Origin of the sequence: Thauera humireducens (assembly GCF_001051995.2) — a bacterium.
GTDB lineage: Bacteria > Pseudomonadota > Gammaproteobacteria > Burkholderiales > Rhodocyclaceae > Thauera > Thauera humireducens.
The window spans coordinates 1,007,245-1,033,860 of record NZ_CP014646.1 but is presented as its reverse complement, the minus strand read 5'-3'; the positions used below and the strand labels follow the sequence as shown (position 1 = coordinate 1,033,860).

Annotated in this window: 25 protein-coding genes; 11 read left to right on the top strand and 14 right to left on the bottom strand. The window is 67.9% G+C overall.

What is annotated here, in order from left to right; all coding sequences use genetic code 11:
• Positions 1-3: 3 nt before the first annotated feature.
• The 4 genes from AC731_RS04840 to AC731_RS04825 all read right to left on the bottom strand — a co-directional run bounded on the left by AC731_RS04840 (position 4) and on the right by AC731_RS04825 (position 4,428).
• Positions 4-921 (bottom strand): NAD(P)-dependent methylenetetrahydromethanopterin dehydrogenase, encoded by a 918-nt coding sequence (locus tag AC731_RS04840; protein WP_004251277.1) that lies wholly within the window; start codon positions 919-921, stop codon positions 4-6.
• Between the two features lie 82 nt (positions 922-1,003).
• Positions 1,004-2,011 (bottom strand): beta-ribofuranosylaminobenzene 5'-phosphate synthase family protein, encoded by a 1,008-nt coding sequence (locus AC731_RS04835; protein ID WP_038010485.1) that lies wholly within the window; start codon positions 2,009-2,011, stop codon positions 1,004-1,006.
• A gap of 139 nt (positions 2,012-2,150) precedes the next feature.
• Positions 2,151-3,101 (bottom strand): triphosphoribosyl-dephospho-CoA synthase, encoded by a 951-nt coding sequence (locus tag AC731_RS04830; RefSeq protein ID WP_048709641.1) that lies wholly within the window; start codon positions 3,099-3,101, stop codon positions 2,151-2,153.
• 112 nt (positions 3,102-3,213) lie between these two features.
• The gene (locus AC731_RS04825) at positions 3,214-4,428 is read right to left on the bottom strand and encodes an ATP-grasp domain-containing protein (RefSeq protein WP_082794251.1); all 1,215 of its coding nucleotides are present in this window, start codon (positions 4,426-4,428) and stop codon (positions 3,214-3,216) included.
• Positions 4,429-4,777: 349 nt separating this feature from the next.
• Between AC731_RS04825 and AC731_RS04820 the strand changes: the two genes are divergently transcribed.
• The 7 genes from AC731_RS04820 to AC731_RS04790 all read left to right on the top strand — a co-directional run bounded on the left by AC731_RS04820 (position 4,778) and on the right by AC731_RS04790 (position 11,024).
• Positions 4,778-6,550: a methanol/ethanol family PQQ-dependent dehydrogenase gene (locus AC731_RS04820; RefSeq protein ID WP_232435048.1), complete on the top strand. Its 1,773-nt coding sequence runs from the start codon at positions 4,778-4,780 to the stop codon at positions 6,548-6,550.
• A gap of 112 nt (positions 6,551-6,662) precedes the next feature.
• A complete protein-coding gene (locus AC731_RS04815) occupies positions 6,663-7,070 on the top strand; it encodes a c-type cytochrome (RefSeq protein ID WP_004251298.1) in 408 nt (135 codons plus the stop codon).
• A 25-nt stretch (positions 7,071-7,095) separates the two neighbouring features.
• The gene (locus tag AC731_RS04810) at positions 7,096-7,986 is read left to right on the top strand and encodes a substrate-binding domain-containing protein (protein ID WP_053085866.1); all 891 of its coding nucleotides are present in this window, start codon (positions 7,096-7,098) and stop codon (positions 7,984-7,986) included.
• Positions 7,987-8,055: 69 nt separating this feature from the next.
• Entirely contained in the window at positions 8,056-8,808 is a 753-nt protein-coding gene (locus AC731_RS04805) for a hypothetical protein (protein ID WP_048709638.1), read from the top strand.
• A complete protein-coding gene (locus tag AC731_RS04800; protein ID WP_237266603.1) occupies positions 8,808-9,164 on the top strand; it encodes a hypothetical protein in 357 nt (118 codons plus the stop codon). The genes AC731_RS04805 and AC731_RS04800 overlap by 1 nt, the downstream gene beginning before the upstream one ends.
• Before the next feature lie 24 nt (positions 9,165-9,188).
• Positions 9,189-10,127: a quinoprotein relay system zinc metallohydrolase 2 gene (locus AC731_RS04795; RefSeq protein ID WP_048709635.1), complete on the top strand. Its 939-nt coding sequence runs from the start codon at positions 9,189-9,191 to the stop codon at positions 10,125-10,127.
• Between the two features lie 12 nt (positions 10,128-10,139).
• Positions 10,140-11,024 (top strand): quinoprotein dehydrogenase-associated SoxYZ-like carrier, encoded by an 885-nt coding sequence (locus AC731_RS04790; RefSeq protein ID WP_048709634.1) that lies wholly within the window; start codon positions 10,140-10,142, stop codon positions 11,022-11,024.
• A 26-nt stretch (positions 11,025-11,050) separates the two neighbouring features.
• Here the strand turns inward: AC731_RS04790 and AC731_RS04785 are convergent, their stop codons facing one another.
• Positions 11,051-11,596, bottom strand: a complete 546-nt coding sequence (locus AC731_RS04785; RefSeq protein WP_004251322.1) for a DUF3280 domain-containing protein — start codon at positions 11,594-11,596, stop codon at positions 11,051-11,053.
• A gap of 45 nt (positions 11,597-11,641) precedes the next feature.
• Between AC731_RS04785 and AC731_RS04780 the strand changes: the two genes are divergently transcribed.
• The gene (locus AC731_RS04780; protein WP_048709631.1) at positions 11,642-12,598 is read left to right on the top strand and encodes an MBL fold metallo-hydrolase; all 957 of its coding nucleotides are present in this window, start codon (positions 11,642-11,644) and stop codon (positions 12,596-12,598) included.
• A gap of 27 nt (positions 12,599-12,625) precedes the next feature.
• Here AC731_RS04780 and AC731_RS04775 read toward each other — a convergent pair whose 3' ends face one another.
• The 9 genes from AC731_RS04775 to AC731_RS04735 all read right to left on the bottom strand — a co-directional run bounded on the left by AC731_RS04775 (position 12,626) and on the right by AC731_RS04735 (position 23,393).
• The gene (locus AC731_RS04775; protein WP_053085865.1) at positions 12,626-15,796 is read right to left on the bottom strand and encodes a bifunctional diguanylate cyclase/phosphodiesterase; all 3,171 of its coding nucleotides are present in this window, start codon (positions 15,794-15,796) and stop codon (positions 12,626-12,628) included.
• Between the two features lie 287 nt (positions 15,797-16,083).
• Positions 16,084-16,632, bottom strand: a complete 549-nt coding sequence (locus AC731_RS04770; RefSeq protein WP_004251330.1) for an SRPBCC family protein — start codon at positions 16,630-16,632, stop codon at positions 16,084-16,086.
• Positions 16,633-16,749: 117 nt separating this feature from the next.
• On the bottom strand, positions 16,750-17,562 hold the full coding sequence (locus AC731_RS04765) for an ABC transporter permease (protein WP_048709626.1): 813 nt from the start codon (positions 17,560-17,562) through the stop codon (positions 16,750-16,752).
• A gap of 60 nt (positions 17,563-17,622) precedes the next feature.
• Positions 17,623-18,804 (bottom strand): ABC transporter substrate-binding protein, encoded by a 1,182-nt coding sequence (locus AC731_RS04760; protein WP_048709623.1) that lies wholly within the window; start codon positions 18,802-18,804, stop codon positions 17,623-17,625.
• Between the two features lie 114 nt (positions 18,805-18,918).
• Positions 18,919-19,926 (bottom strand): PQQ-dependent catabolism-associated beta-propeller protein, encoded by a 1,008-nt coding sequence (locus tag AC731_RS04755; protein WP_048709619.1) that lies wholly within the window; start codon positions 19,924-19,926, stop codon positions 18,919-18,921.
• Positions 19,927-19,974: 48 nt separating this feature from the next.
• Positions 19,975-20,799, bottom strand: coding sequence for an ABC transporter ATP-binding protein (locus AC731_RS04750; RefSeq protein WP_156480645.1), 825 nt, complete (start codon positions 20,797-20,799; stop codon positions 19,975-19,977).
• Positions 20,786-21,568, bottom strand: a complete 783-nt coding sequence (locus tag AC731_RS04745) for an ABC transporter ATP-binding protein (protein ID WP_048710642.1) — start codon at positions 21,566-21,568, stop codon at positions 20,786-20,788. Before AC731_RS04745 ends, AC731_RS04750 begins: the two co-directional genes overlap by 14 nt.
• Before the next feature lie 2 nt (positions 21,569-21,570).
• Positions 21,571-22,374, bottom strand: coding sequence for an ABC transporter permease (locus AC731_RS04740; RefSeq protein ID WP_048710639.1), 804 nt, complete (start codon positions 22,372-22,374; stop codon positions 21,571-21,573).
• A gap of 26 nt (positions 22,375-22,400) precedes the next feature.
• Positions 22,401-23,393, bottom strand: coding sequence for an ABC transporter substrate-binding protein (locus tag AC731_RS04735; protein ID WP_053085864.1), 993 nt, complete (start codon positions 23,391-23,393; stop codon positions 22,401-22,403).
• A 341-nt stretch (positions 23,394-23,734) separates the two neighbouring features.
• Here AC731_RS04735 and AC731_RS04730 point away from each other — a divergent pair, with 341 nt between their 5' ends.
• The 3 genes from AC731_RS04730 (at position 23,735) to AC731_RS04720 (ending at position 26,571) form a co-directional block, all read left to right on the top strand.
• Positions 23,735-24,523: a sigma-54-dependent transcriptional regulator family protein gene (locus AC731_RS04730; RefSeq protein ID WP_048709614.1), complete on the top strand. Its 789-nt coding sequence runs from the start codon at positions 23,735-23,737 to the stop codon at positions 24,521-24,523.
• Positions 24,524-24,542: 19 nt separating this feature from the next.
• Positions 24,543-25,922 (top strand): sensor histidine kinase, encoded by a 1,380-nt coding sequence (locus AC731_RS04725; protein WP_048709612.1) that lies wholly within the window; start codon positions 24,543-24,545, stop codon positions 25,920-25,922.
• Positions 25,923-25,983: 61 nt separating this feature from the next.
• Positions 25,984-26,571, top strand: coding sequence for a response regulator (locus AC731_RS04720; protein ID WP_418081719.1), 588 nt, complete (start codon positions 25,984-25,986; stop codon positions 26,569-26,571).
• Positions 26,572-26,616 lie beyond the last annotated feature (45 nt).

Sequence of the window (26,616 nt, the reverse complement as noted above, 5' to 3'; positions counted from 1 at the left end):
TCCTCAAGCCTTGGCCCGTTTTTCGGTGATGATCTCGCGCGCCTTGTCGAAGGCCTCGCGGAAACCGAGGTAGAGCGGCTTGTCGGCATTGCGCATGGCGACCAGCAGGCGGTGCTCGACCTGGTACTTCACGTTGCCGACCGCCAGCGCCCCGATGCCGACGCCCTTGCCCTCGGGCAAGGGCTTGCCGTCGTCCATCACGCCGACGCCGGCGATGCCTTCGGGCGGCACGGCATTGACGTCGGCGGCGACCAGCAGACGCCCTGCCCCGGCGCGCTCGTCCGCGCTGACGACCTGCACGCCGGCGGCTGCGGTGGCGAGCACGACATCGGCCTGCGCCAGTGCGGCTGCACGCATCGCAGCGTCGGCCAGTCCGGCCCCGTTCAGGGTGCAGCCGAAGCGCAGTCCGGTGTCCGCGGCGGACTGCTCTGCGGCTGCGCCGTCGCGGTGGCTGGCCAGCGTGACCTCGGCACCCAGCGCGGCTGCCAGCACGCCGGCGATGCGGCCGACCGTGCCCGTACCGCCGAGGATCAGTACCCGCTTGCCGGCGAAATCGGTGTCGTGGGCCTTGCGCAGCTGTTCCTCGACGCAGGCGACGAGCGCGGCGGCCGTCGTGTACGAGCCGCTCGGGTCTGCGATCACCGACACCTCGAACGGCGGCACCATGGCCTTGCGCGCCGTGTCCAGCATGTCGGCGGCGAGCATCACGTCGCGCCCGCCGATGAAGATGCCGGTGGCCCTGACGCCCTTGGAACCGCGCGAGAAGATCGCGTCCTGTGTCAGGCCGGTGATCTCCCCGGCGGTGACGCCGCAGTACGGCACGACCACGTTGTAGCCGGCATCGACCGCCATGTTGATGTCGAACGGACTCATCTGCTTGCCGGGGGTGAACATGTGCAGGATGAAGGGGCGTTGGTCCATGAGTTCTCGCTTCCGGAATTGAGGGGGTGGGTGGGGATGTCCGCGCAGGGCCCCGCGCTGCGGGGTTCAAGCGCGCCCGAAGTCAGGATTGGCGGAGGGTTGCGCCGCGATTGCGGCCACGCACGACCACGGCGCGCAATGCAGGGTCGAGCACGCCGGCGGCCCGCATGCCACCGAGGATGGATTCGGCCTCGTCGGCGCTGCGCACGATCGCGAAGCCGGTCGGCCCCCATGAGCTCTGGCCGATGCCGGCCTGATGGTGGGCGCGTACCCACTCCAGCGCACGACCGACCGCCGCGCTGGTGTACATCGAGCCGCCCTGGGCGGGGGCGAAGTAATCGCCGATCAGCCGTTGCAGCGCGGAAACGCCTTCGGCGAAGGGCTCGAACACGCCTTCCAGCGCGCCGGGCAGCACGCGCATCAGGACCTGATGGCAAAGATCGGCGGCGAGGCTGCGGGGGAACGGCGGGAGGCGCTCCATCGCCACGCGCTCGGCCTGGCCCGACAGGCCGTCGATGCGGTCGTCGAGCAGCAGCAGGACCCGCCAGGCCTCGGGGAAGGCGATGCGCGAGATCAGCGGGGCGACCGTTCCATCGGCGCCGGGGCCGCCATCGAGCAGGAGCCCGCCCTGATCGAACCCCGCCAGCCCGACGCCCGAGCGCTCGCCACGGCCCAGCATCGCGGCCAGCGCGCGGGTGCTCGGGTCGAGACCGTGGAAGCGGCAGAACGCGCGGCCGCAGGCCAGCGCAAGCTGGGTGCCGGAGCCGAAACCGGAATGTGCAGGTGGCGTGGCCTGCAGTTGCAGCGATGCGGGCGCGTGCCGGCCGGTCTCGCGCTGCAGCACGGCCAGGTAACGCGTCATGCGCTCCTGCGCCGGGCCGGCCACGTTCGCCGCGAGGTGGGACGCCACGCTGACCGTGTTCCGGTCTGCGGCACGCATCTCGACACAGGTGTCGAAACCGTCGATCACCATGCCGAGACTGGCGAAGCGCCGCCCCAGGCTGCCGCTCGGGTCGAGAAAACCGAGATGCAGCCGCGACGGTGCATCGACGGTGACGGAGGCTGTCGCGGCAGAGTGGGAAGACGTCATGCGCAGGTCGGGGGCGGAGAATACATCGGCTAGATTGGACATCGCTCGCTGGTCACGCATCTGGGATTGATGGGAGGGCGCGTCGCGGTCGACGGTATGTCGCAAGTACAGACCGCCCGGGCACGCGGGATACCCGCTTCTAGCAAGCTCCGGGCCACTGGGACGTCAAGCCTGCCGCCGTGGATGCGGAAAGCATGATCGACGGCTCGAGCAAGGCGGCGACGAACAGCACACACACGGTCAGATCGGCCGTCGTGCCCGGGTTCAGGCCTGCGGCCTTGAGGCTGGCGTCCCACGCCTGCAGCATGGCGTCGAGTTCGTCCTGATGGCCAGGGTGTCCCGCGTCGTGCGCGTGCCCATCGAGGCGCGCAAGCGCCGCGGCGGCGGAGGTGCTGACGTCGGCCGCCGTCTCTTCGCCGTACTTGCGGGCGATGTGCGAATCGGGGTGTCGGGCGAGCAGCGCAAGATAGAGGCGCTGGATGCGGCGCGACAGGTCGGGGGCCCCAGCCGGCTGGCGGAAATCGCCTAGCGCACGCCAGATGTCACGGTAGCCGTCCGCGTACTGCGCGGCGATGCGGTCGCGGTGCGCGGCGAGGCACATGGCGGCCCGCAGATCGACGCTGGGCTGAGCGCGGACGTCCTGCGGGCCGACTTCACCCAGTCCGCCGGGGTTGGCATGCGCGATCGCAGCGAAGGCTTCGCGGGCATCGTCGAGGTCGAGCGCGGCGAGGGTGTCGTCCAGTGCGGCCTTGAGTGGGGCCTCGCCGCCCGCGCTGGCGCGTTGTGCGGCGCGTGCCAGCGGTGCGCACAGCAACAGGATGCCGAGGTTGGTGTTGCAGCCCGCCACGGCGCGCGTGGCCCGCACGGCGGCGTGCACCCGCGCGCCGACACCGGCAGCCTCGGCGAAAAGCCCGGCCATGCTGGCGCGGGCACTGTCGAGGAACTGCTGTGCCTGCATGTCGTGTCCGGCCGACTGCAGGCTGACGTTGCCGGGCTTGAGGGTGGCGACGTCCATGAAGCAGGCCCACAGGAAAGCCTCGGCTGCATGCGGGAAAGCGGTGGCGGACGGCGGTGTCGTCGTGTTGCTCAAATCCTGCCTCGCGGCGGTGATGGGGGGATGGGCGCGGGGTGCGCGACGGGATGGCGTGGCTGCGCAGGCCACCTGCATGCAGCTTCGGTGCCAGAGGTGATGGTGTGAGTGCTCACGTGGGCGCGGCACGGTTCAGTTGCGACAGGATCGCCTCGCATCGCGCGCTCAGCCTCGCCCGGACCTCTTCGGGCGCCGACCCTTCGCAGGTGATCGAGCACATCGGATCGTGGCGCGCAACGGGCGTGCCTGCGGCCGGCAGGTCGTGGCAATCCGCTTGCGCCGCGAGCCAGTCCGCCAGCGCCGGCGTGACCCTTCCCCGTCTCGGGGCGAAGACCACTTCGCTGCCGCGCACCCGCGTCGAGGGCGAGAGAGCGTCCGCGGCGGGCAGGTGTCCGTGAAGGCAGGCATCGACATGCGCCGCCAGCAGGCCACCTGCGAGCACGTCGTTGAACAGGGCAAGGCTGGCCGTGGGCCGCGGATTGAGTTCCAGCACCCGGATTCCGTCCGCTCCGAACAGGAAGTCGATGCCGTTGAGGCCGCGCAGTCCGTAATGGCGGGTCAGTGCGCTCACGGCATTGGCGACCTGTCCCGCATGCGGCGGCGGGAGCGTCACCGGGCCGACGCACCCCCGATAGACATAGGGGCGTCGCCCGAGCGGGGCCACGATCTGACGGGCGAAGCCGATGATGAGGGCGGATGCCCCATTCGCGAGGAAGAGCGCCGACATCGCAGTGCCCGCCTCCTCGCGCTGGAAGTAGGCGCCGGGGCCTCGCCCGGCGGGCGCCCGCCCGGCGGGACGGATGTGCCAGCCGCCGCAGGCATGGGCGTCCTTGAACAGCCAGCCGACTGGATCCGCAGGCAGCGCCAGTGAGATCTCGGGCGCCGGAATGCCGAGCCGATGCAGGGCAGCGAAGAAGTCATCCGGGTCACGCACCTGCGTGACCGTGCCCGGCAGGTTGCCGAGCAGCGGCAGCACCCCCGCACCGGTGGCGAGCAACCCGGGTGCCGATTCGAAGCCGCTGCCCGCGATCCAGCCGACGGGCCGCGGTGGCGTGGCGCACTGCCGCAGCGCGGCGACGAGCCTGCCCTCCTCCGGCGCCAGGCGGCCGGGGATGCCGAGCGGCATCCATGTCCGTGCCGCCGCGCGCGTATCCACGTCGCCGAAGACGTCAATGGCGATCACCTCGAACCCCGACGCCCGTGCCGCCTCGGCAAGCAGTCTCGCAGACGTCGCAGCGATCACGAGGGTCGGTCGGTCGGGCGATCCGCCGGCCGCGAGGGGGACGGCCGGTTCGAGCGTTGAAAAGGCTTGCCGCGACGGGGACATCGTGACTCCTGTGTCAAAACGAAGCACTTGAACCGTATTGCAACACGCATGACCGGCATGGTCTGTCCGTGCGAAAAATCACATCCGCTCGCATAGGCCGGGTGGGGGGCCAGAACCCCGCGGACGGTCCGCCGGGCCCGAATCTTACTGCTTAGTGACAGTTGGCACGTGCTTTGCATCGGACGGGGTACGCCGGAATGACTGGTCGCACCGGCCCCGCATGCGCGGCGGGTCTCGGGCCTTCAAGGTGGCGAGCGCAAAACGTCAAATAAACGAGGAGACAAAAATGAAGCAACTAGGGATTCCTGCCCGGCGCAGTCCGGCGCTGATCGCTGCACTTCTGCTCGCAATGCCGGGACTCGCACTGGCGAACGCCGACCTCGAAAGCAAGATGGCCAACCCGAAGAACTGGGCGGCGCAAGCCGGCGACATGTTCAACCAGCGGTACAGCAAGCTCAACCAGATCAACAAGGACAACGTGGGCAAGATGCAGGTCGCGTGGATGTTCTCCACCGGCGTGCTGCGCGGCCATGAAGGCTCGCCGCTCGTCATCGACGGCATGATGTACGTGCATTCGCCCTTCCCCAACAAGGTCTTCGCGATCGATCTCGACACGCAGAAGATCGTATGGCGGTACGAACCCAAGCAGGACCCGTTCGTGATCTCGCAGATGTGCTGCGATACCGTCTATCGCGGCCTGGCCTACGCCGAAGGCAAGATCTTCCTGCAGCAGGCGGACTCCACCCTGCTCGCGCTCGACGCCAAGTCCGGCAAGGTGCTGTGGAGCGTGGTCAATGGCGATCCGAAGCTGGGCGCGGTCAATACCCAGGCGCCCCATGTGTTCGGCAACAAGGTCATTACCGGCATCTCGGGTGGTGAGTGGGGCGTGCGCGGCTTCCTCGCCGCCTACGACATCAACACCGGCAAGCAGGTCTGGAAGGGCTACAGCACGGGGCCCGACGCCGAAATGCTGATGGACCCCGAGAAGACGATGACCTGGACGGACGGCAAGATGGCGCCGGTCGGCAAGGATTCGTCGCTGAAGACCTGGCAGGGCGACCAGTGGAAGACCGGCGGTGGCACGACCTGGGGCTGGTTCAGCTACGACAAGGCCACCAACATGGTCTATTACGGCACCGGCAACCCCTCGACCTGGAACCCGACGCAACGTCCGGGTGACAACAAGTGGTCGATGACCATCTTCGCCCGCGACCTCGACACCGGCGTTGCGAAGTGGGTCTATCAGATGACGCCGCACGACGAGTGGGACTTCGACGGCGTCAATGAAATGATCCTTGCCGACATCGACGTCAAGGGCAAGCCGACCAAGGCGCTGGTGCACTTCGACCGCAACGGCTTCGCCTACACGCTGGACCGCGTGACCGGCGAACTGCTGGTGGCAGAGAAGTACGACCCGAAGGTGAACTGGGCCTCGCACGTCGACATGAAGACCGGCCGGCCTCAGGTGGTCGCCAAGTACTCCACGTCCAAGCACACCAACCCGGAACACGGCCCGGACGTCAACGTGAAGGGCATCTGTCCCGCTGCACTGGGCACCAAGGACCAGCAGCCCGCAGCCTTCGACCCGAACACCAAGCTGTTCTACGTGCCGACCAACCACGTCTGCATGGACTACGAGCCGTTCGAGGTCGATTACGTCGCCGGCCAGCCCTATGTCGGCGCCACGCTGTCGATGTTCCCCGCACCGGACAGCCACGGCGGCATGGGCAACTTCATCACCTGGGATGCGAGCGCGGGCAAGATCGTGCAGTCCAAGTCCGAGAAGTTCTCGGTGTGGAGCGGCGTGCTCAACACTGCGGGCGGCATCTCGTGCTACGGCACGCTGGAAGGCTACCTGAAGTGCGTCGATGCCAAGGACATCACGAAGGAACTGTTCAAGTTCAAGACCCCGTCCGGGATCATCGGCAACGTGTTCAGCTATGAACACAAGGGCAAGCAGTACCTCGGCGTGTTCTCGGGCATCGGCGGCTGGGCCGGTATCGGCATGGCGGCCAGTCTCGAGAAGGACACCGATGGCCTGGGTGCGGTGGGCGGCTATCGCGAACTGAGCCAATACACCGAGCTGGGTGGGTCGCTGACCGTCTTCGCCCTGCCCGACTGAGCCCTGATTGCGGCGGACTCCGGTCCGCCGCAGCGCCCGCGGGGGCGCCGCTCCCCGCTTGCATGCCGGCGGGGCCTGCACGGGCCCCGACCGGACATCCGGAGGAATACGTATGCGTTTGATCAACACCCTTGCACTTGCCGCCCTCGCCCTCGCCGTACCGCTGCACGCAGCGGATGCCAAGCCGGCCGACAATGGCAAGCCGCTGTACACGGTCGTCGATGGCAACAAGGTCGACCCCGATACGCTGAAGGGTTTCCGCGCCTGGCGGGCTGCCGCCTGCGATCGCTGCCACGGCGCGAACCAGGAAGGCATGGTCGGCCCGTCGCTGATCGAGAGCCTGAAGAGGCTGACCAAGGAGGAGTTCGTCACCACCGTCACCGAAGGTCGGCTCGACAAGGGCATGCAGAGCTTCAAGAACGACGCGCGGGTGATGGACAACATCGATCACCTCTACGCCTATCTCAAGGGGCGCTCGGACGGCGCGATCACCTCCGCCCGTGTGCAGCCGATCGAATGACGAGGGCCGACAAGGAGGTCTCCGCATGATGACAGACGCACGAACGAGGTCGCACACCGCCCGCAACCTGCGCGTTTGGCTGGTCACGCTGGGGGCCGGGCTGGCCGTGTTCGGTGCCGGCGCGGCGTCGGCCACCGAAAGCGCGCCCAAGGAGTTCAGGGTCTGCCAGGACCCGGCGAACATGCCCTTTTCCAACGAGAAGGGCGAGGGGCTGGAGAACCGCATCGCCGAACTGTTCGCGGGAAGCCTGGGCGTGCCCGTCAAGTACTACTCCTACCCGCAGCGCTTTGCCTTCGTGCGCAACACCTTGCGCTACAAGCTGCCCGGCGAGGACTTCCGTTGCGACGTGATGCTCGGCGTACCCGCGGGCTTCGACCAGGTGTCGGGCACCAAGCCTTACTACCGCTCGACCTATGCGCTGGTGTTCCCCAAGGGCAAGGGGCTGGACGAGGTGAAGACCGGCGAGGATTTCCTGCGTCTCGATCCGGCCAAGCTCAAGGCGCTGAAGATCGGGCTGTACGACAAGTCGCCGGCATCGAAGTGGCTGGCCCGTCATGATCTGGTGGACCAGGGCGTGCCCTACGCGACCGTCGACGTGGTGGCCGAGCATTACCCCGGCTGGATGATCGACAACGATCTGCTCAAGGGCAAGATCGACGTCGCGATCCTGTGGGGGCCGGTTGCCGCCTACTACGCCGACAAGATCAAGGACATGGAACTCGTCGTGGTGCCGCTGAAATCGGAACCGGGCATCAAGTTCGATTTCGAGATCGCGATGGGCGTCCGTTATGGCGAGCCTGAGTGGAAGAAGCAGATCGAAGCCCTGATCGATCGGCACAAGGAGGACCTCGACCGCATTCTCAAGGCCTATCACGTGCCGCTTGTCGACGAGCAGCTGAATCCGATCGTGTACTGAGGCGAGGCCTGCCGCTGGCGGGCCCTGACGCTTGATTCCCTGTGCCGGAAAAACGAGGTTCGATCCGCGATGCCTTCTTCACCCACTCACCCCACGTTCGCACGTTCCGCCCGAGGCCTCTGCCTGCTTGCGCTCTGCGCCGGTCTCAATCTCGCCGGCGTCACCGTCGCACATGCGGCAGACGCGCAGGACTACTCGGCGGCCGAACGCAGCCTGTTCATGACCCATCACCTGCGCAACGTGTCGCCGCCCTCCACCCTCCACTACCGTTTTCACAAGGGCGGAACGGCGGAGGCCGGATTCGACGACAAAGTGGCGATTCATCTGGAGCGCGAGCCCAATGGCGAGTGCTGCGCGGGGCGCGGCGAGTTCCTCAGTGCGGAGCGTCGGGTCGTGCTGCCCGACATCGAGCATGCCGAGGGCAACCCCGTCATCCTGTACTTCCTCGAGCGCGACGTGCGTGACATGCAGCGGCTGACCAAGGGCCAGCCCAACCATTTCCGCAAGCGCATCCGCATGGCGATCTACAACGATGCCCGGGTGCGCGATGCGCAGTTCGACTACCAGGGCCAGCGTATCGCGGGGCAGGAGATCGCCATTTCGCCCTACCTTGCGGACCCGAGTCGTGATCGCTTCGAGCAGTATGCGGGCAAGGAGTACGTCTTCCTGTTGTCCGACGCGGTGCCCGGCGGGGTGTTCGGCATCCGCACGCGCAGCGGACCGGCCGGATCGACCGCCGAGCCGCTGATCCTCGAGGAGATGGTCATCGACGGCGGCACCCTGCCCGCCCCGACCGCAAATCCTGTTGCAAAGGCCAGCTGATGAAACGACTTCTTTCCCTGATGGTGCTGGCCGGCGTGATGCTGCCGGCCACCGCGGCGCAGGCCAACGATTTTCCGACCCTCGATCGCGTCTTGTGGGTGCATGAGTGCATGCGCGAGCATCCGGACGGCGGGCATTACGAGATGGTGAGCAAGTGCTCGTGCGCGCTCGACCGCATTGCCGGGCAGATGAGCCACGAGCAGTACATGGCCATGAAGACCTCCAGCGATGCACGCTCGATCGGCGGAGAGCGCGGCGGCTACATCCGCGCCAACAAGCAGGAGCAGAAGGTTGCGCGCGAATTCGGCGCAATCCAGAAGGCGGCCATGAAGGCGTGCTTCATCAAGGTCGACTAGCCATGACCAGCCGGTAGCGACGCCATGAACGTGCAGGGCGGGCGGCGGATTCTGCTCCTCGTCGCAGGCCTGCTGCTGGCGTCCGCGTCGGCGCAGGCGGCCCGCGACCTGCCCATGCGCGAGATTGCGCCCGGCGTCTTCGTGCATGAAGGACGGCATGCCGCGTGGGGCGAAGCCGAGAACGCGGACGTCGCCAACCTTGGCTTCATCATCGGCGAGCGCTGCGTCGCGGTCATCGACACCGGCGGGTCGCCAGCCGTCGGCGAAGCGCTGCGGCGGGCGGTTGCGCAACGGACCACACGGCCCGTGTGCTATGTCATCAACACCCACGTGCATCCCGATCACGTGCTCGGCAATCGCGCCTTCGCCGCAACGGGGGCCGACCGCCCGCAGTTCGTCGGCCATGCGCGCCTCACCGCGGCGCTGACGGCGCGTGCGCCCGCCTACCTTGCCGCGCTCGAGCGCGACTTTGGCGTCCCTCGCGACGTCGGGCTGATCGTCTATCCCGACCTGCAGGTGGCCGACCGTGTGCAACTCGATCTCGGCAATCGCGCGATCGAACTGCGCGCCTGGCCGACGGCGCACACCGACAATGACCTGACGGTCCACGACACGGCCACCGGCACCCTGTTTGCGGGTGATCTTGTGTTTGTCACCCATCTTCCGGTCGTGGACGGCAAATTGCTTGGTTGGCTGGAGGTGCTCTCCGTACTCGAGGGTCTTCCGGTCGCCCGTGTCGTGCCGGGCCACGGTGCGGTCAGTGCCGACTGGCCCGCAGCGGTCGTGCCGCAGCGCACGTATCTCGAGTCGCTGCGTGACCAGGTGCGGGCGGCGATCCGCGCCGGGCGCACGATTGGTGAGGCGGTGGGGTCGATCCCGGCGCCCGCGGGCTGGCTGCTGGTCGACGCCTTCCACCGTCGCAACGTCACCGCCAGTTTCGCCGAACTCGAGTGGGAAGACTGAATTGGAGGTCACATGAACGCCCTCACCCTTTTTGGCCCGCTCCGCGCACGCGCGACGCAGCGGCCTCTTTCGCTCGCCGCGGCAGTGGTGGTGCTCGCCCTGTTCCTGCTCGGCACGTTGCCCCATACCGCCGCCGCACAAGGCGCGAATGCCGAGGACCCGGACGCGAGCCCGGTGTGGCAGCAACTGCGTACCAGCCTGTTCCAGCAGCGGCCGATCGCGACCGGCGACGACGCCCAGATCGGCCTCGAAGCCCCGGTGCGGGCGGAGGATGCGGCCATCGTACCGATCTCCGTATCGACCCGCTTCGAGCAGACGCCCGAGCGTTACGTGCGCAAGCTGTGGCTGGTGATCGACAACAACCCCTCGCCCGTCGGCGCGGTGTTCACCTTCACCCCGGAGAGCGGCAAGGCCGACATCGAGACCCGCGTGCGGGTGGATGCCTACACGCATGTGCGCGCGATCGCGGAGCTGAACACCGGCGAACTTATGATGAGCACCCGCTTCGTCAAGGCCTCGGGCGGCTGTTCGGCGCCGCCGGGCAAGGATCAGGCGGCGGCCATGGCGACGCTGGGCAAGATGCGCTTCCGCGTGGATGGCGACGTGCGCGCACGGCAGCCCGTGCTGGCGCAGTTGATGATCAGCCACCCGAACAACTCGGGCCTGGTCATGGACCAGCTCACTCGCCACTTCACGCCGGCGCATTTCGTGCGGCGGATCGACGTGAGCTACGCCGGCAAGCCCATCCTCACGGCAGAGGTGGATTTCTCGATCAGCGAGAATCCCAATTTCCGTTTCTACTTCGTTCCGGAGGGGGAAGGTGAACTGCGCGCGGAGGTCGTCGATACCGATGACCTGCACTTCGATACCGCCGTGCGCCTGCAGCCGGGCTCGTGAGCGCGCTGGACGCGCTGCGGTCCCGGCTACAACCCGTAGTCAGGATTTGCCGCCCGCTTTTCCGCGAAATCGCGCAGCAGGAAGCGCATGCCATGCTCCCAGGCGCGGTCGTTGTTGCCACGGATGTCGACGGACTTGTTCAGCACCACGCGGTCGCTTGCGACCTCGCGCAGTTCGATGTTGATGTTGAGGATCAGATTGCTCACCTTCTGCACCCAGCCGGCGACGACGTACTTCGTCCCCACTGCCCGGCCCATCTCGACCTGACAGGCGCCGCAACGATGCATGTGTTCCTGCTGCCGACGCAGTTCCGCGAGACGCGTGCGTGCCTCGCCAAGCTCGACCACACGGTACAGCCCCCGTTCGGCCAGCCCTTGCGCCAGCATCTCCTCCATGCGCAGGACGCGACGACGCATGTCGGCGGCCTGGCCGGGCTCGACGTGCTCCTCGATGAGGTCGAAGTCGAGCACGGCGAGCGTGGCCTCCGCGGGTTGGGCGCTGACGCTGGTCGGCAAGGCCAGGGCCAGGCTGGCAAGCCAGGGGAGCAGGCGATGGATGGCGGGTCGTGGCATGGGATGAAGGCTCCGTTACGAAGGCCGATCGATGTGCCGCTTGTGATGCGCATGCGGCACGGCGTGTTGCGCTGGCTGGGCGGGACGATGCTCGGGCTGCTTGCTGCGGCCGCATCGGCCGACGTCGTGCGTTCGGTCGAGGTCGCGCCGGGCAACCACGTCCTGATCGGTAGCAGGAATGAGGCCAGCCGGCAGAACCATGGCGAGGTCGGCAACCTTGGCTTCATCGTCGGCGACGACGCCGTGCTCGTGGTCAACGCGGGCACCTCGTACGCCCATGGCCGGCAGCTGCTCGCACGCGTGGCGGAAGCGGCCCCGGGCCGGCGCACGGCCATGCTGGTGCTGACCCAGCCGCTGCCGGAGTTTGTGCTTGGCACGGCGGCGTTCTCCGATCAGGGGGTTCCGGTCGTGGCACACGAGGCCGCGGCGAGGCTGCTTTCGCAGCGCTGCGAGCAGTGCCTGGAGAACCTGCGCGCGCTGCTCGGTGACGAGGCGATGGTCGGCACGCGGGTCGTGGCGCCGGATCGTCCGATAGCGGCGGACACACGGATCGAGCTGGGCACGCATCCCGTCGAACTGATTGCCCCGGGCTGGAGCAGCGCGCCCGGCGACCTGATGGTGTTCGATCGCCGCGCCGGGGTGCTCTTTTCCGGCGCAGTCGTCACCGAACGGCGCATCCCGGAAGTACGCGATGCGCGCCTCGACGCATGGCGGGAAACCCTCGCCCGGATTGCGACCCTGTCACCACGCCTCATCGTGCCCGGCTACGGGGCGCCGGGCGACACAGGCTTGCTGAAGGCGCTGGACGGCTACCTCGCGACCCTCGAGCGTTTCGTCGAAGCGCGGCTCAACGACGGCGCATCGCTGCAGGAGACGATCAATGCCGCCGAAACGGATGCGGCTTTCCTGGCCTACCGCGACTGGGCAGGCTACCCGGCCATCCATCGGCGCAATGTCCATCATCGCTACCTCGAGCTCGAGGCGCGCAGCTTCCGGAACTGAGACGGCCTGCCGGACGCGGCCGAGCGTTCAGGCAGTGGCCACGGCAGCGGCATCGGCGAAGCGTTCGAACTGGCTCACCGGCATCGGCTTGCCGAACAGGTAGCCCTGGTAGGCGTCGCAGCCGCAGGCCTGCAGGAAGTCGAGCTGCGCCTCCGTCTCCACGCCTTCGGCGATGATCGAGATCCCGAGCACATGGCCCAGGGTCACGATGGTCCGGGCGATGGCGGCGTCACCCGCATCCTCGCAGACGTCGCGCACGAAGGCCTTGTCGATCTTCACCTGGTCGACCGGCAGGCGCTTCAGGTACGAGAGCGACGAATAGCCCGTGCCGAAATCGTCCAGCGCGAACAGCAGCCCGAGCGCCCTGAGCTGCTGCATGCGCTGCACGGCCTCATCGACGCGCTCCAGCACCACGCTTTCGGTCAGCTCGAGTTTCAGTCGGCCCCGGGGAACGTGATGCTCGGCCAGCATCGCCTGCAGTTCGGTTACGAAATCGGGTTCTGCGAACTGGCGGGCGCTGATGTTGATCGCCAGGACGATCTCCGACAGCCGGGGATCGCTCGCCCAGGCGGCGAGTTGCTGGCAGGCCGCGTGCAGGACGAAGCGGCCGATCGGATGAATCAGCCCGGTTTCCTCGGCCAGCGGGATGAAGCGGTCGGTCGGAATGATCCGGCCGTCCTTGTCGATCCAGCGCAGCAGCGCCTCGGCACCGAGCGTGGTGCCGGCGGCGTCCACCTGCGGCTGATACCAGAGTGCCAGGCGCCGCTGTTCGATGGCTTCGCGCAACGCGGCCTCGAGTGCGAGCCGTTCGTTGATCTGGTGCTGCATCGCGGGGTCGAAGAAGCGCGCCGTATTGCGCCCGGCGGCCTTCGCTTCGTACAGGGCAACGTCCGCCTGCTTGAGCAGGGCGTCGACCTGCTGCCCCTCGCCCTGGAAGATCGTGACGCCGATGCTCGAGGTCGTCAGGTGACGATAGCCGTCGAGGTCGTAGGGCTCGGCGATGACCGCGCGCAGCTTTTCGGCGACCAGGGCCGCCGACGCGGCCGCGAGCCGCGGATCGGTGCTGAGGCGTTCGAGCATCACGACGAACTCGTCGCCACCGAGCCGCGCCACCGTGTCCTCATTGCGCAGGGCGGCAGTGAGGCGCATGGCGATGTCGGCGAGCAGGCGGTCGCCGACATCGTGCCCCTTGGTGTCGTTGAGCAGCTTGAAGTGGTCGATGTCGAGGAAGAACAGGGCGCAGCATTCATGGCTGCGCTGGCTCGAGACGATGGCGTGCTGGATGCGGTCGCCGAGCAGGCGCCGGTTGGGCAGGCTCGTCAGCGCATCGAAGTACGCGAGGCGGTAGATGCGCTCTTCGGTCTCCTTGCGCTCGGTGATGTCGCGGAACGCAGCGACGTAATGGCTGATCGTGCCGTCTGCATCCTTGACGGCGGAAATCGTCACCCATTCCGGGTACACCTCGCCCGACTTGCGCTTGTTCCAGATCTCGCCCGACCACACGCCCGCCTGCGCCAGCTGTTGCCACATCTGGGCGTAGAAGGACGAATCGTGGCGGCCTGAGCGCAGGATGGACGGCGTGCGGCCGATCACCTCCTGCTCGGTGTAACCGGTGATCTCGCTGAAGGCGCGGTTCACCCGCAGGATCACGCCCTGCGTGTCCGTGATGAACAGGCCCTCGTGGCTCTGGAAGGTGGTCGCGGCGATGCGCAGCTCGGCTTCCATCTGCTTGGTCGTGGTGATGTCGGTCACGACGCCGAACCAGGTCACCACGCCCTCGGGATCGCGTTCGGGCAAGGCATCGACCCGTAGCCAGTGGATGCGGCCGTCCTCGCGCCGGATGCGGTAGTCGACCTGCCAGCGGATCATCTGCTCTGCGGAGCACGCCATCGAACCGAACAGGCGCTCCTTGTCGTCCTCGAGCATCAGGTCACGGATCAGCAGCGCATCGGCCATCACGGCGTCGGCGGGGACGCCATAGATCGCCATCGCGCCTTCGCTGGCGAACAGGAAGGCGTCCTGGCCCCCGGGTTGGCGGCGGTACTGGAACACCATGCCGGGCACGTTCTGCAGGATCTTGCGCAGGCGGCGGTTCGACACGATCTCGATGGCCTGCGCTTCCTGCTGCTCGATCCTGCCGAGCAGGTCGTTGAACGCGCTGGTCAGCTGCCCGATCTCGTCGTTGTGGCGCACCGGCAGCGCCTGCCGCGGCAGGATGCCCTGCCCCATGTCGCCGAGTCTTGCCGCAGCCGCCTTCAGGGGCCGCAGCTGGCCGCGCACCCACAGCCACGCCAGCCCGCCGACGACGAGCATGATGACGACGGAGCTGAGGGCGATCCGGTGCTGCAGCGCATGGATGGGCGCGAAGGCCTCGCTCGTCGGCAGCACGGACTGCATCAGCCAGCCGGTCGTCGGGATGCGACTCGAGGAGGTCAGCTCCTCCACGCCGCGCGAGCTCACCGCGATCCCCGAGCCTTCGAAGCCCTCGATGTAGCGGTCGTAGATCGGGTTGATACCCGGCTCGGGACCGGGCTGGAGGGTGCGGCGGCGGTCGGATGAGGCGATGGTGATGCGGGAGACCGGTGCCGTCAGCACGAAGTCACCCGTGAGTCCGTACTTGGCGGTGCTGATCTCGTCGAGGAAATTCGGCTGTTCGAGGTTGATGACGCCGATCATCGTCCCCAGGATCGTGCCATCGGCTGCAGTGATCGGCACGGCCATCGCGATCACGATGAGACCCGTGTTCTTGCCGTGCTGCGGCTCGGTCACCACGCTGCGGCCGTGCTGCACGACCTCCTCGGTAAAGGCGAATGTGCCGTAGTCGGTGCCGACCTGGATGCGTCCTTCCGGGATGCTGGCGACGGCGATGCCGCGCGCGTCGGTGACGACTACGCCCAGGTTGAACAGTCGCAGCAGCGGCCCCTGCCGCTCGAGCAGGTGAAGCTTGATGCCGTCCCCGCCCTCATCGTCTCGGGTGATCGTGCGCGACAGCTCATGCAGCAGGTCGAGGCGTTCACGGACGGAGCGATCGATCTCGGCCGCGATGAGTGACACGGTCGAGTACTGCTGCGCCGAGATCGCCGCTTCCATGTTGATGCGCAGGTCGCGGCTGACAACCCAGGTCATCGCCAGCAGCGAGAACGCCACGGCGCTGAGTACGCCCAAGGTCAGGCGCGTCCTGAGTGACTTCCGCTCCATCGAGCCTGTTCCATGTTCGCTTCAAAGGGCCGCGATTATCCCACACGCCCCCACACGGTACGCCCTGCGTTCGGCCTTCAGGTGTGACGAGGGTCTCCATCGAGCGCGGATTTGTTGCGACGCGGTCGCGCACGGAAGGATGAAGCGCCCGCAAGCGCGCGAACCGCTTCCAGTGCGCGCCGACGCTTGCAGTCGGACGCCACGCCGGCAGGCTTGTCGCCGAGCGGGGGCCGTGCAGGGCGGGTTGGGCGGTCATGCCGCCCTCCCCCATGGAACCCGCGATGCGCTTACTTCGCGCCTCCTTCGAACTCCGCCTTCAGCGCATCCAGTCCCCCCTGGTAGACGCCGGTGACGGCCTTGATCGCGGCGTCGTCGTTCTGCTCGGGTGGCGGGTCGTTGTTGGGATAGCCGCGGTAGAACGCGCCCTTCCAGGTCACGCGGCTCTTACCCTCGCCCGTCGACTCCACCGACAGGGTCGAGGCGTAGTTGTTCACCGGCAGCACGGCAGGATCGACCTTGGTGATCTTGTACGCGTAGCTCATCCCGGCTGGGTCGTGTCGACGCAGGGCCTCCTCGATCGTCGGCTTGCCTTCGCCCTTCAGCACCAGCACACGTGTGGCCTCGGCCGCGTTGCCGCCGTTGCCGCTGGAACTGGCCACCGCGGGATGCCAGGACATGTCCTGGAAATTGCCGATGCGGGCCCAGACCTTGTCGGCCGGTGCGGCAATGTCGATGCCGAGTTCGACCTTGAGCCGCGATGGCCCGTGTGCGGATGCCGTGCCGGCCAGCGCCGTGCCCAGCACCACCAGCAGGAACTGCCTCTTGCTTACGCCCATTGCTCCTCCGTTCTGGTTGTGTGTTCTCGGGATGTCGACTGCGTCGACATGCGGCATTACGCAAGCGGCGTGCCATTTGACCTGCAGGGGGCGTGTCTCCGGCGCGTCGACGGTACCCTAGCCGGGCTTGCCGCCACTGCGCTTTAGCATGCCGCGCTGCGGGTCGTAGCCCCAGGCCGCCAGCGTGAAGAAGGCCGCCAGGCAGCCGGCGACGATGGCCAGCGATTGCAGCGACCACTGGCCGTAGAGCGCGAAGCGCACGGCTTCGACGGCGTGGGTGAAAGGGTTCCAGGTGGCGAGGAAATGGATCACCGTCGCGCCCGATTCCTCCAGCTTCCACAGCGGATACAGCGCCGGCGACAGGAAGAACATGGGGAAGATCACGAAGTTCATGGTGCCGGCGAAGTTCTCTAGCTGCTTCACATGCACGGACAGCAGCAGCCCGAGCGCTCCCAGCATCATCCCCGCGAGCACGAGCACGGGCAGCGCGTACAGCCAGCCCGACAGGGGCACGCCGACGTCGAACAGCGCGGCGATGATCAGGAAGACGTAGGCCTGCAGTACCGACAGCAGCGTGCCGGCCAGCAGCTTGCAGAACAGCAGGTACCAGCGTGGCAGCGGCGCGGTCAGCAACAGCCGCATCACCCCCATCTCGCGGTCGTAGACCATGGCCAGCGAAGACTGCATGCCGTTGAAGAGCAGCACCATGCCGAGCAGGCCGGGCACGATGTAGGTCTGGTACGGGATGTAGGTCTCGTAGGGCGGGATGATCGACACACCGAACACGTTCTGGAAGCCTGCGGCGAACACCACCAGCCACAGCAGCGGTCGCACCAGTGCCGACGCCAGCCGCCCGCCCTGGCGGAGGAACTTGGCGACTTCGCGGCTGGTGACGGCCTGCAGGGCGAGCAGCGCATGGCGCGGGTTCATCGGGCGACTCCGGCGGGTTCGGTGAGGGATCGGATGCTCGGGTGTGGCGTCACGTGTCGGTTACGGCTTGCACTGGCTGTCACGCTGGTCGAAGCCGAGGGTGTCCATGTTGTTGGTCTGATGCAGAAAGCCCTGGATCGGTGCGCGCTCGACAACCGCGTTGTGGGTAGCGAGCAGGATGGGCTGGCGCAACTGGCGGTCCCAGGGGCGGAAGCCCAGCTTGTTGCCCTTGAAGCCATCGATGGTGATCTCGTCGCCGGCGAGGTAGGCGACCTGCTGCGCGAAGGGGGCGTTGTTGGTCCGCACCACCGATTCGACGACCGCCTTCACGGCGATCCATGCGGCCCAGTCCCCGCTGCCGGGATGGCGGCCGCCTTGCTTGACCATGCGGCTGGTGAGTTGCGGCGCGCCGTGGCGCTCCCAGGCCCAGTGCCAGGCTTCGGCCACCAGCCCTTCGGCGCCCACCACCGGACGCGGCAGCACCGTGCGGTAGGGCACGCCGCGGGCGAACTCGCCGTCCGAATCGGCGACGAAGATTGCGTCATAGTCCTTGCCGGCGGTGAGCAGCGCGACGTTACCCTGCTCGCGCTGGCGCGGATCGTTGCTCAGCACGAACTGGCGCTTGTCGACGATCTTGATGCCGAGCCGCCGGGCCGAGTTCTCGAAGGCGGCCGAGATCAGCTTGTCGTCGGCCAGCGGGCCTTCGAGCAGCAGCACCGAACGCCACTTGCGCGACACGAGGTACTGGGCCATCGCGTCGGACTGCATGGCGTGGTTCGGCAGGGTGTGGAACAGGTGGGGCTGGCATTGGGCCTGGCGCAGCGCATCGTCAGCCGCCGACACGTTGAACAGCACCATCTCGCTGCCGCGCGTGGCCTTCGCCAGTTCGGCGACGACGGCTGCCGGCGCGTCGACCAGGAAGTAGCGCACGCCGGCAGCCTGCAACCGGTTGGCCTCGGCGATCAGCGCGGCGGCGTCCGCCCCTTTCGCGCGCTCGAGCGCGAACTCCAGCTTCAGCGCCTGGCCGACGAAACGCGCTTCGCGCAGGGCCACTTCGGCGCCGATGACCGGTGAGCCAAGCGGCTGCGACAGCGTGCGGAAGAAGGTGCGCTTGTCGTCGTAGGCGGGGTTGCGGTCGAGTTCGAGGAAACCGAAGCGGACGGTTTCGGCGGCAGCCGGCAGGCTGGCGCACAGGGTGGCCGCGGCGAAGGCGCTGGCGTGGAGAAGTCGGCGGAGAGACATGGTGCGGCCTCTGGGCAGGTCGTTGGAGGTGCGGGCGCGTTTGCAGCCCGCTGTCGGCGATGGGAGCCCCGCACCGCAGCCGCCAAGCGGGCTGCGGTGCGGGGCATGCGCAGGTCAGTCGTCGATCACCGCGGTGTGCGGCACGCGGCCGACCGGCACCGACTTGATCACCTTGCTGCTCTTGGTGTCGATGATGGAAACGTCGTCCGACAGGCCGTTGACCACGAACAGCAGGCTTTCATCGCGGTTCAGCGTCGCACCCCAGGCGCGCTGGCCGACCAGCACGTAGTCCTTGACCGCGCGGCTGGCGACGTCGACCACGGCGAAGTGGTTGGCGCGGCCGAGCGTCACGTAGGCGGTCTTGCCGTCGCGCGTCATCGTGATGCCGACCGGCGTCACGTCGTCGGCGCGGAAGCCCTTGGGCGTGAAGGAGACGGTGCCCTTGATCTCGTCCTTGACGCCGTCGAGGACGGTGACCGAGCCGCCGAGTTCGTTCGTCACCCAGACCTCGCTGCCGTCCGGCGTGGCGGCGAAGCGGCGCGGACGGTTGCCGACGACGATGTTGGCCTTGACCTCGTTGGTGGCGGTGTCGATGACGTGCACCATGTTGGCGACCTCGGAGGTGACGTAGAGCTTCTTGCCGTCGGGGCTGATCATCACGCCCTCGGGCTCCTCGCCCACCTCGATCTCGGCCAGCACCTTGTTGGCGGCGATGTCGATCACCGACACCTTGGCGTCTTCCTCGTTCGAGACGTAGAAGCGGCTGCCGTCCTTGCTCAGGTCGAACATCTCGGGGTCCTCGCCGACGTCCACCGAGCGCTCGACCGCAAGTTTGGCGATGTCGATGATATCGACGCGCTCCGAGTTGGACGCGATGACGTAGAGCTTGTCGCGCGCCGCGTTGAGCTTCATGTCGCGCGGACGCTCGCCGGTCGCGATGGTCTTCACCACGGCGTGGGTCTTGCCGTCCAGCACCGTCACCGCGTTGTCGTTCTCGCTGCTGACGAAGATGTAGCCGGTGTCCTTGGCCACGGCGGGCCCAAGGGGCAGCGAGAGCAACAGCCCGGTGGCGAGTGCGCCGGCGATGCGTTTCAGGGAGGGGGCGGATTGTTCATGGCTCATTGTGATTGTCTCCTCGATGGTGGTACGTCTTCGGTTGTTGCCGTGGTCCTACTCCAAACTTGGGGTGGCGGCTTCGGTGCCTCCCGTCATCTGCAGGAAGGCCGCAGCGAGCGAGTCGGCGCCGGTGGCGTCGACCAGTGCCTGCGGCGACCCTTCCGCCAGAATCTTTCCCTTGTGAAGCACGATCACGCGATCGGCCGCTTCGGCTTCATCGACCAGATGCGAGGCCCACAGCACGGCAACGCCGTTCGCGCGCAGGGCCAGTACCTCGTCCAGCAGGTGGCGGCGCGAGGCCGGGTCCAGGCCCACCGTGGCTTCGTCCATCAGCAGCACGGCCGGACGGTGGATCAGTGCCCGCGCCAGTTCCACCTTGCGCCGGTTGCCGCCGGACAGTTCGCGTACACGGTCGTGCGCGCGTTCGGTCAGACCCAGGCTCTGCAAGGCGTCAGCGATGCGGGCCTGGCTTTCCGCGCGTCCCAGGCCGTGCAGGCGGGCGTGGAAGATGAGGTTGGCCTCCACCGTCAGGTCCAGATCGAGCGTCATCTGCTGGAAGACGACGCCGATGCGGCCGAGCGCCCTCACCGGCGCGTGCCGCATGTCGTGGCCGCACACGCGCACCTGGCCGGCGTCGGCGTTGAACAGCCCGGTCAGCAGCTGGAACAGCGTGCTCTTTCCCGCCCCGTTCGGCCCCAGCAGGGCGACGAACTCTCCCGGGCCGACGGCCAGGCTGACGCCCTTGAGCGCCTCCCGCGGGCCATAGGACTTGCGCACGTCCTCGACCTGCAGCAGCCAGTCGTTGCGCGGCATCGCACCAGGACCGGCAACGGAGGCAGACGCGTGGTCGGCTGCGGAACGGTGTTCAGGGCGGGTCAAGGCTTGCCTCCTGGCTTGTGGTGTCCGGCTTGGTGACCAGGCCCGCCAGCAACTCCGGATGCCGCTCGAGCACCTGCTGCTGCAGCGCGTGAATGGCAGGATCCCCGGGGCTGCGTGGCCGTTCGAGCCCGACCGGCAACTCGAGCACCACCCGCGCCGGCGCGTCCGACAGGAAGAACACGCGGTCGCCGAGTGCGAGCGCTTCGCGCAGGTCGTGGGTCACGAACAGCACCGTGGTCTGGCGTTCGCGCCAGATGTCGATCAGCATCGCACGCAGGCGGTCGGCGGTCGGCGCATCGAGCGATACGAAGGGCTCGTCCATCAGCAGCAGCCGCGGTTCGATGACGAAGGCGCGGGCGAGCGCGACGCGGCGCTGCATGCCGCCGGACAAACGCCCCGGGAAGGCGTCGAGCACGTCGCCGAGTTCCATCGCCGCCAGCAGGCGCCGCGCCCGTTCCGGACCCTCGGGGTCGTCGCCCAGCACCAGCCGTACGTTGTCGAGCACGGTCAGCCAGGGCATCAGCCGCGGCTCCTGGAACATGAAGCCGACGCCGCTGGCGGGCGGGCGGCCGTCGAGCGCGACCCGCCCCTGGAAATCCGCATCCAGCCCGCCCACCAGGTTGAGCAGCGTGCTCTTGCCGCAGCCCGAGGGACCGACGACGCAGGCGAATTCGCCCGGGCGCACCCGCATGCGCAGGGCTTCAAGCGCCAGGTGGGGATGGCCGCCGCGATCGGGGTAGGTCTTGCGCGCGATGTCGATCTCGAGCACGGTCAGCCCCTCCACCGCGTCACACGCCGTTCCAGCGGGCGCAGCACCAGCGCCTCGACCAGCAGCACGATGGCCGCGAACACCAGGGTGTAGGCGAGGATGCCGGTGATGTCGAAGAACTGGAAGAACACGTTGAGCTGGAAGCCGATGCCGTTGCTGCGGCCGAGCAACTCGACCACCAGCACGATCTTCCAGATCAGCGACAGGCCCGAACGCGCGGCCGCCATCAGGTAGGGCTGCAGCTGCGGCAGATAGACCTTCGTGAAGGTTCGCCAGCGTGACAGGCGGTAGGCGCGCGCCACCTGCATCAGGCGCGGATCGACCGCGCGCGCACCCTCGCGCACCGTGACCACGACCGTCGGGATCTTGTTGATGGCGACGGCGACGATGGCGGCGGTGTCGTTGAGGCCGAACCACACGTAGCACAGGATGATGGTCACCAGCGCCGGGATGTTGAGCCCGAGCACGAGCCAGCCGTCGAGGAACAGGTCGAGCCTGCGCCAGTGGCCCATGGCAATGCCGATGGCAGTGCCGATCAGCATGGCCGCGCCGAAGCTGATGACGACGCGCGACAGCGTGGTGACGAGGTGCTGCGGCAGCGCGAGCGAGACGGTCTCGGCCACGATGCGCTCGAACACCGTGAGCGGTGGCGGCAGCGTCGAGGTGTCGGCGGCGAGCGCAGCCACATGCCATACGAGCACGAAGACCAGCAGCGACGCAAATCGGGTCAGCGCATCCCTGCGGGCAGGCGGGGATGCGCTGGCGCTTTCCTGTGCGCTGGCCCTCTTGTGCGGATGGGCTGACATGCGCGGTCCGTACTGTGCCTTGACCGTCACCGATCCGCGCGCTCCGTCCAGAATGTGCCCGTCGCCAAGGTGCGCGCATTGCCCACCAGGGCGGCGCCGCCTTCCGCGGCGAGGATGTCGAACACCTTGCTTGCCACCGCCTCGGCTTCGCCCATCGTGGCGGCGGGAATGCCGGCCCGGTAGCCCTCGCGCAGTGCGACGAAGGTGGCGTCGTCGTCGACCTTCATCGACGGACGCAGCGCCAGCCAGGCCTCGTCGGATTCGCGCAGCAGGCGTTTCGTCTCCGCCGACGCCTGCAGGAAACCACGGATCAGGGCCGGATTGCTGGCCGCCCATTGCTCGCGGAACACCCAGCCCACCAGCGGCAACTCGGCCTTGACGTCGAGCGTCGCGAGGATCTCTTCCATGCTGAGCAGCGGCACCATGCCCGCGGCCTGCAGCCGGGCGGCGTAGTGCCAGAAGTTGAGACCGGCGGGCAGTTCGCCCTTGAACATCAGTTCGTTGAGCAGCGGCGGCGCGACGAAGTCGGGCTTGAGCCACGTGGCCGCATCCTCGCCCACCGTGCGCCGTGCGTAGGCGCGCAGCAGCAGCCAGCTCTTGTCGAGCGGGCCGCCCGCGATGCCGAGGCGTTTGCCGCGCAGATCGGCAAAGCCGGTGATGCCGGCGTCGGGCCTCACCATGATGCCGCCCACTGCGAGCGAGTACGGCACGAAGGTGAAATCGCGCCCTTCCGCACGCTGGCGTGCGACCCAGATCCAGTCGTTCACGATGACATCGACCGCGCTGCCGAGCATGGCGACGTTGGCCGCGTCCTTCAGCGCCAGCGGCACGACCTGCAGGCGGATGCCGGTCCGGGTGTCGAGCCCCGCACGCTGCATGGCCTCGAGTTCCCAGCTGACCGTGCCGAACTGCAGCACGCCGACGCGGATCGTCGGCAGTTCCGCGGCGCGCGATGACGTCGCGCTGAACGCGCAGACCGTCGCCAGCATGGCCAGCCAGACCCGAAACATCGTGCGCATGCCCCCTCCCGGATTCGTGTCCTCGGCTCGGGCGCACTGGATACGGCGCCGGCCCCTGGCTGCACATAGCAGTAAACGTGCCGAAAGGCGCGCCGGGCCGTGTTTTCAGGCAGATCAGCGCGGGTTCTTGTCGTCTGGCCGGGCTGTTGCGAAGCCATGCCTGCTTCGATTGGGAGCAGGTGTTCAATCCTGAAACAGCCAACCGGCTGCTCCATGCTCCGCCGACGCATGTGCGATGACCGATCGCTGCGGCACGAAATCTGCATCGTCGTCGCTGCGACCGCAACAGGCAGCTCCAGCAGAGCTTGGGTCGCGATCCCGGTCACAGGACGACCCGCAACATGAGCCGAGCAGATCAAACCGAGCACGTCGCAGAATCGGGTTTCCCGGCGCCTCTCGCTGCCGGCGACGTGCTCGATGCCGAGCATGAGCGCCTGCTTGCGTTCTCGATGCCGGCCATGGAAAGCCTGCATCAGCAACTGGCCAGCCCTTCCCTCACGGTGCTCCTTGCAGACCGGCAGGGCTTCGTCCTCGGCGTGGTCGGCCCCCAGCACCCGGAGCCGCCCTTCAGCCGGGAGCCGTCGGCCGGCGTGACCGACGGCTTCGGGGGGCGCCCCGGCGTGGATGCGGACGATGCGGAGTCGGGCACCTTTGCCGTCTTTGCGGGCAACCGGATCGTCATGGGCATCACGGCGCCCATCCTCGCACCGTTGGGCGGGGTGCTCGGCATCCTCGACCTGTCGGCCGCCCCCTTCGACAACCTGAGCCATGCCGGCGCCCTGCTGCAGACGACCGCCGGCATCATCGAGCACAGGCTGATCGAGAGCGACGAACGCGGGTTCCTGATGCTCCGTTTCCATACGCACCCCGGGGTGCTGGGTAGCCCGCTCGAGGCGCTGGCGGTCTTCGATCACGACAGCCGCCTGGTGGTTGGCAACCGCGTTGCACGCACCCTGCTCGAGATCGACGAGCGGCGCGCCAGCCTGCGGTGTCCGGACTGTTTCGATGCGCCCTGGCCCGGGCTCGTGGGGCAGGCCGCGCTCGCGCAGTCCGAGCCCTTCGTCCTGCGGACCTGCGGTGGCGGGCGCTTCTTTGCCCGTGCCAGCCTGCGGCCGAAGGCGGCGGCATGAACCCTGCTTCTGACTGATCATGAACGTGCGCTTCCGTCTCTCCTCGCCCGCAGGGATCTCACTGCGCAGCCGGGTCGTCCTGGTCCTGACGGCCCTGCTCGTCCTCGTCCTCGTGGTCGGCAGCATCACCTGGGTGCGCGAGACCCGGCACGCGATCCAGGAAGAGATCCAGGCGGCAACCCGCGTCGCCGAGCAGTGGCTGATCGTGCTGGTCGACGAGACGGTGCGTGACGGCGACGAGGGGCTGGCACGGCTGATGTCCCACCTGAGCGCAGTCGGCCGTGTTCGCGCGAACCAGTTGGAGGTTTTCGGCCCGGAGGGCGAGTTGCGCTACGTGTCCCCCGCGCCGACCTACAAGGCGGGCCGCTTCGCGCCGTCCTGGTTCGCCGAGCTGCTGACGCCTGAACTGGCCACCCGCGATTACGCCGCCGGCGAACTTCAGATCCGGATGGTGCCCGACGCGTCGCGCGCAGTGCTCGATGCATGGGACAACGTCGTGGCCGGATTCGGCTGGGCCTGCGCGCTGCTGGTGTTCGGCTGGGTCGTCAGCCGCGCGGCGCTGGATCGCGCGCTCGCCCCGCTTGCGCAGATTCGGGATGCGCTCGTCCGCGGTGCCGAAGGCGACTTCCAGACCCGGTTGCCAGCCTACCCGGTCGCCGAGGTCGACCTGCTGGCGCGCAGCTACAACCGGCTCGCCGACAGCCTCGACAGCACGCGCGCGCAGAATGCCCGCCTCGAACAGGACCAGGCCTTCTCCCGCGAACTGCATGCGCGCCTCGAGGAGGAGCGCCGCGTCATTGCGCGCGAGCTGCACGACGAGCTGGGCCAGTCGATCACCGCCGTGCGCGCGATTGCCGGCGCCATCATGCAGCGCAGCGAGCAGCTGCCGCCCATCCACGGCAGCGCCCAGGCCATCCTGGCGATGACCGGGCAGATGCAGGATGGCGTGCGCTCCATCCTGCAGCGCCTGCGACCTGGCAGCGCGGTGGCTGATGTCGCCATCGCCGACGCGGTGCGCGACTACTGTTCGCTGTGGTCCAATCACCACCCTGGCGTTCAGGTGGTGCTGGACCTTGCGACCCTGAACGCACCCGTCCCCGAGAAGCTGGCCCTGACCGTGCTGCGCCTGCTGCAGGAAAGCCTGACCAACGTCGCCCGGCACGCGGGGGCGACACAGGTCGAGGTGAGCCTGAAGCGCATCGGTGCGATGCTCGAACTGCGGGTGCGCGACAACGGGCGCGGGTTTTCGGGCGCGGCTGCGCCGGACCGTTTTGGCGTGCTGGGAATGCGGGAGCGCGTCAGCGAACTGCATGGCGAGCTGTATTTCGAATCGCCCCCGAGCGGTGGGCTCAGCGTGTGTGCCCGCCTGCCCCATCGGGACCGCACACAGGAGACTTGAGTTGGGTTCGACGCTGGACACGCTGCGCATCCTGCTGGCCGATGACCACGCCGTCGTGCGCATGGGATTCCGCCTGCTGCTCGAGGGAGCGGGCGCTCAGGTCGTGGGCGAGGCCGATAGCGGCGAGACCGCGGTGGCGCAATACCAGGCGCTGAGACCCGATGCGCTGGTGATGGACGTATCCATGCCGGGCATCGGCGGCATCACCGCGCTGGAACGCCTGCGGGCACATGCCCCGGAGGCGCGGGTGCTGATGCTGTCAGCCCACGAGGACGCCCAGATCCCGAGTCGTGCGCTCAAGGCCGGTGCCACCGGTTATCTGTCAAAGCGGGCCGAGCCGCAGGAGTTCATCCGTGCGGTCGGACTGGTGGCGCGTGGCAGGCGCTATCTCGATCCCGAACTCGCGCCGCAACTGGCGCTGGCGCAACTGGGCGGCAATGCCGATCCGCTCGAGGCGCTGACCGAGAAGGAGTTCGCGGTCTTCATCCAGCTTGCCCAGGGCCGATCGGTGTCCGAAGTGGCAAGCAGCCACAACCTGTGCCCCAGCACGGTCGGCACCCACCTGTATCACATCAAGCAGAAGCTCAATGCCAGCAACGCCGCCGAACTGACGCTGATCGCGGTGCGGAGCGGGCTGATCGAAGTCTGATCACTGGGCAAAGCCGTCGCATGCCCGCGACAGTGTGGCTGACGC

Coding starts and splice junctions, on each gene's coding strand:
- AC731_RS04840 (WP_004251277.1), bottom strand. CDS start 921: ATGGACCAACGCCCCTTCATCCTGCACATGTTCACCCCCGGCAAGCAG.
- AC731_RS04835 (WP_038010485.1), bottom strand. CDS start 2,011: ATGACGTCTTCCCACTCTGCCGCGACAGCCTCCGTCACCGTCGATGCA.
- AC731_RS04825 (WP_082794251.1), bottom strand. CDS start 4,428: ATGTCCCCGTCGCGGCAAGCCTTTTCAACGCTCGAACCGGCCGTCCCC.
- AC731_RS04820 (WP_232435048.1), top strand. CDS start 4,778: ATGCCGGGACTCGCACTGGCGAACGCCGACCTCGAAAGCAAGATGGCC.
- AC731_RS04815 (WP_004251298.1), top strand. CDS start 6,663: ATGCGTTTGATCAACACCCTTGCACTTGCCGCCCTCGCCCTCGCCGTA.
- AC731_RS04810 (WP_053085866.1), top strand. CDS start 7,096: ATGATGACAGACGCACGAACGAGGTCGCACACCGCCCGCAACCTGCGC.
- AC731_RS04805 (WP_048709638.1), top strand. CDS start 8,056: ATGCCTTCTTCACCCACTCACCCCACGTTCGCACGTTCCGCCCGAGGC.
- AC731_RS04800 (WP_237266603.1), top strand. CDS start 8,808: ATGAAACGACTTCTTTCCCTGATGGTGCTGGCCGGCGTGATGCTGCCG.
- AC731_RS04795 (WP_048709635.1), top strand. CDS start 9,189: ATGAACGTGCAGGGCGGGCGGCGGATTCTGCTCCTCGTCGCAGGCCTG.
- AC731_RS04790 (WP_048709634.1), top strand. CDS start 10,140: ATGAACGCCCTCACCCTTTTTGGCCCGCTCCGCGCACGCGCGACGCAG.
- AC731_RS04785 (WP_004251322.1), bottom strand. CDS start 11,596: ATGCCACGACCCGCCATCCATCGCCTGCTCCCCTGGCTTGCCAGCCTG.
- AC731_RS04780 (WP_048709631.1), top strand. CDS start 11,642: ATGCGCATGCGGCACGGCGTGTTGCGCTGGCTGGGCGGGACGATGCTC.
- AC731_RS04775 (WP_053085865.1), bottom strand. CDS start 15,796: ATGGAGCGGAAGTCACTCAGGACGCGCCTGACCTTGGGCGTACTCAGC.
- AC731_RS04770 (WP_004251330.1), bottom strand. CDS start 16,632: ATGGGCGTAAGCAAGAGGCAGTTCCTGCTGGTGGTGCTGGGCACGGCG.
- AC731_RS04765 (WP_048709626.1), bottom strand. CDS start 17,562: ATGAACCCGCGCCATGCGCTGCTCGCCCTGCAGGCCGTCACCAGCCGC.
- AC731_RS04760 (WP_048709623.1), bottom strand. CDS start 18,804: ATGTCTCTCCGCCGACTTCTCCACGCCAGCGCCTTCGCCGCGGCCACC.
- AC731_RS04755 (WP_048709619.1), bottom strand. CDS start 19,926: ATGAGCCATGAACAATCCGCCCCCTCCCTGAAACGCATCGCCGGCGCA.
- AC731_RS04740 (WP_048710639.1), bottom strand. CDS start 22,374: ATGTCAGCCCATCCGCACAAGAGGGCCAGCGCACAGGAAAGCGCCAGC.
- AC731_RS04735 (WP_053085864.1), bottom strand. CDS start 23,393: ATGCGCACGATGTTTCGGGTCTGGCTGGCCATGCTGGCGACGGTCTGC.
- AC731_RS04730 (WP_048709614.1), top strand. CDS start 23,735: ATGAGCCGAGCAGATCAAACCGAGCACGTCGCAGAATCGGGTTTCCCG.
- AC731_RS04725 (WP_048709612.1), top strand. CDS start 24,543: ATGAACGTGCGCTTCCGTCTCTCCTCGCCCGCAGGGATCTCACTGCGC.
- AC731_RS04720 (WP_418081719.1), top strand. CDS start 25,984: ATGGGATTCCGCCTGCTGCTCGAGGGAGCGGGCGCTCAGGTCGTGGGC.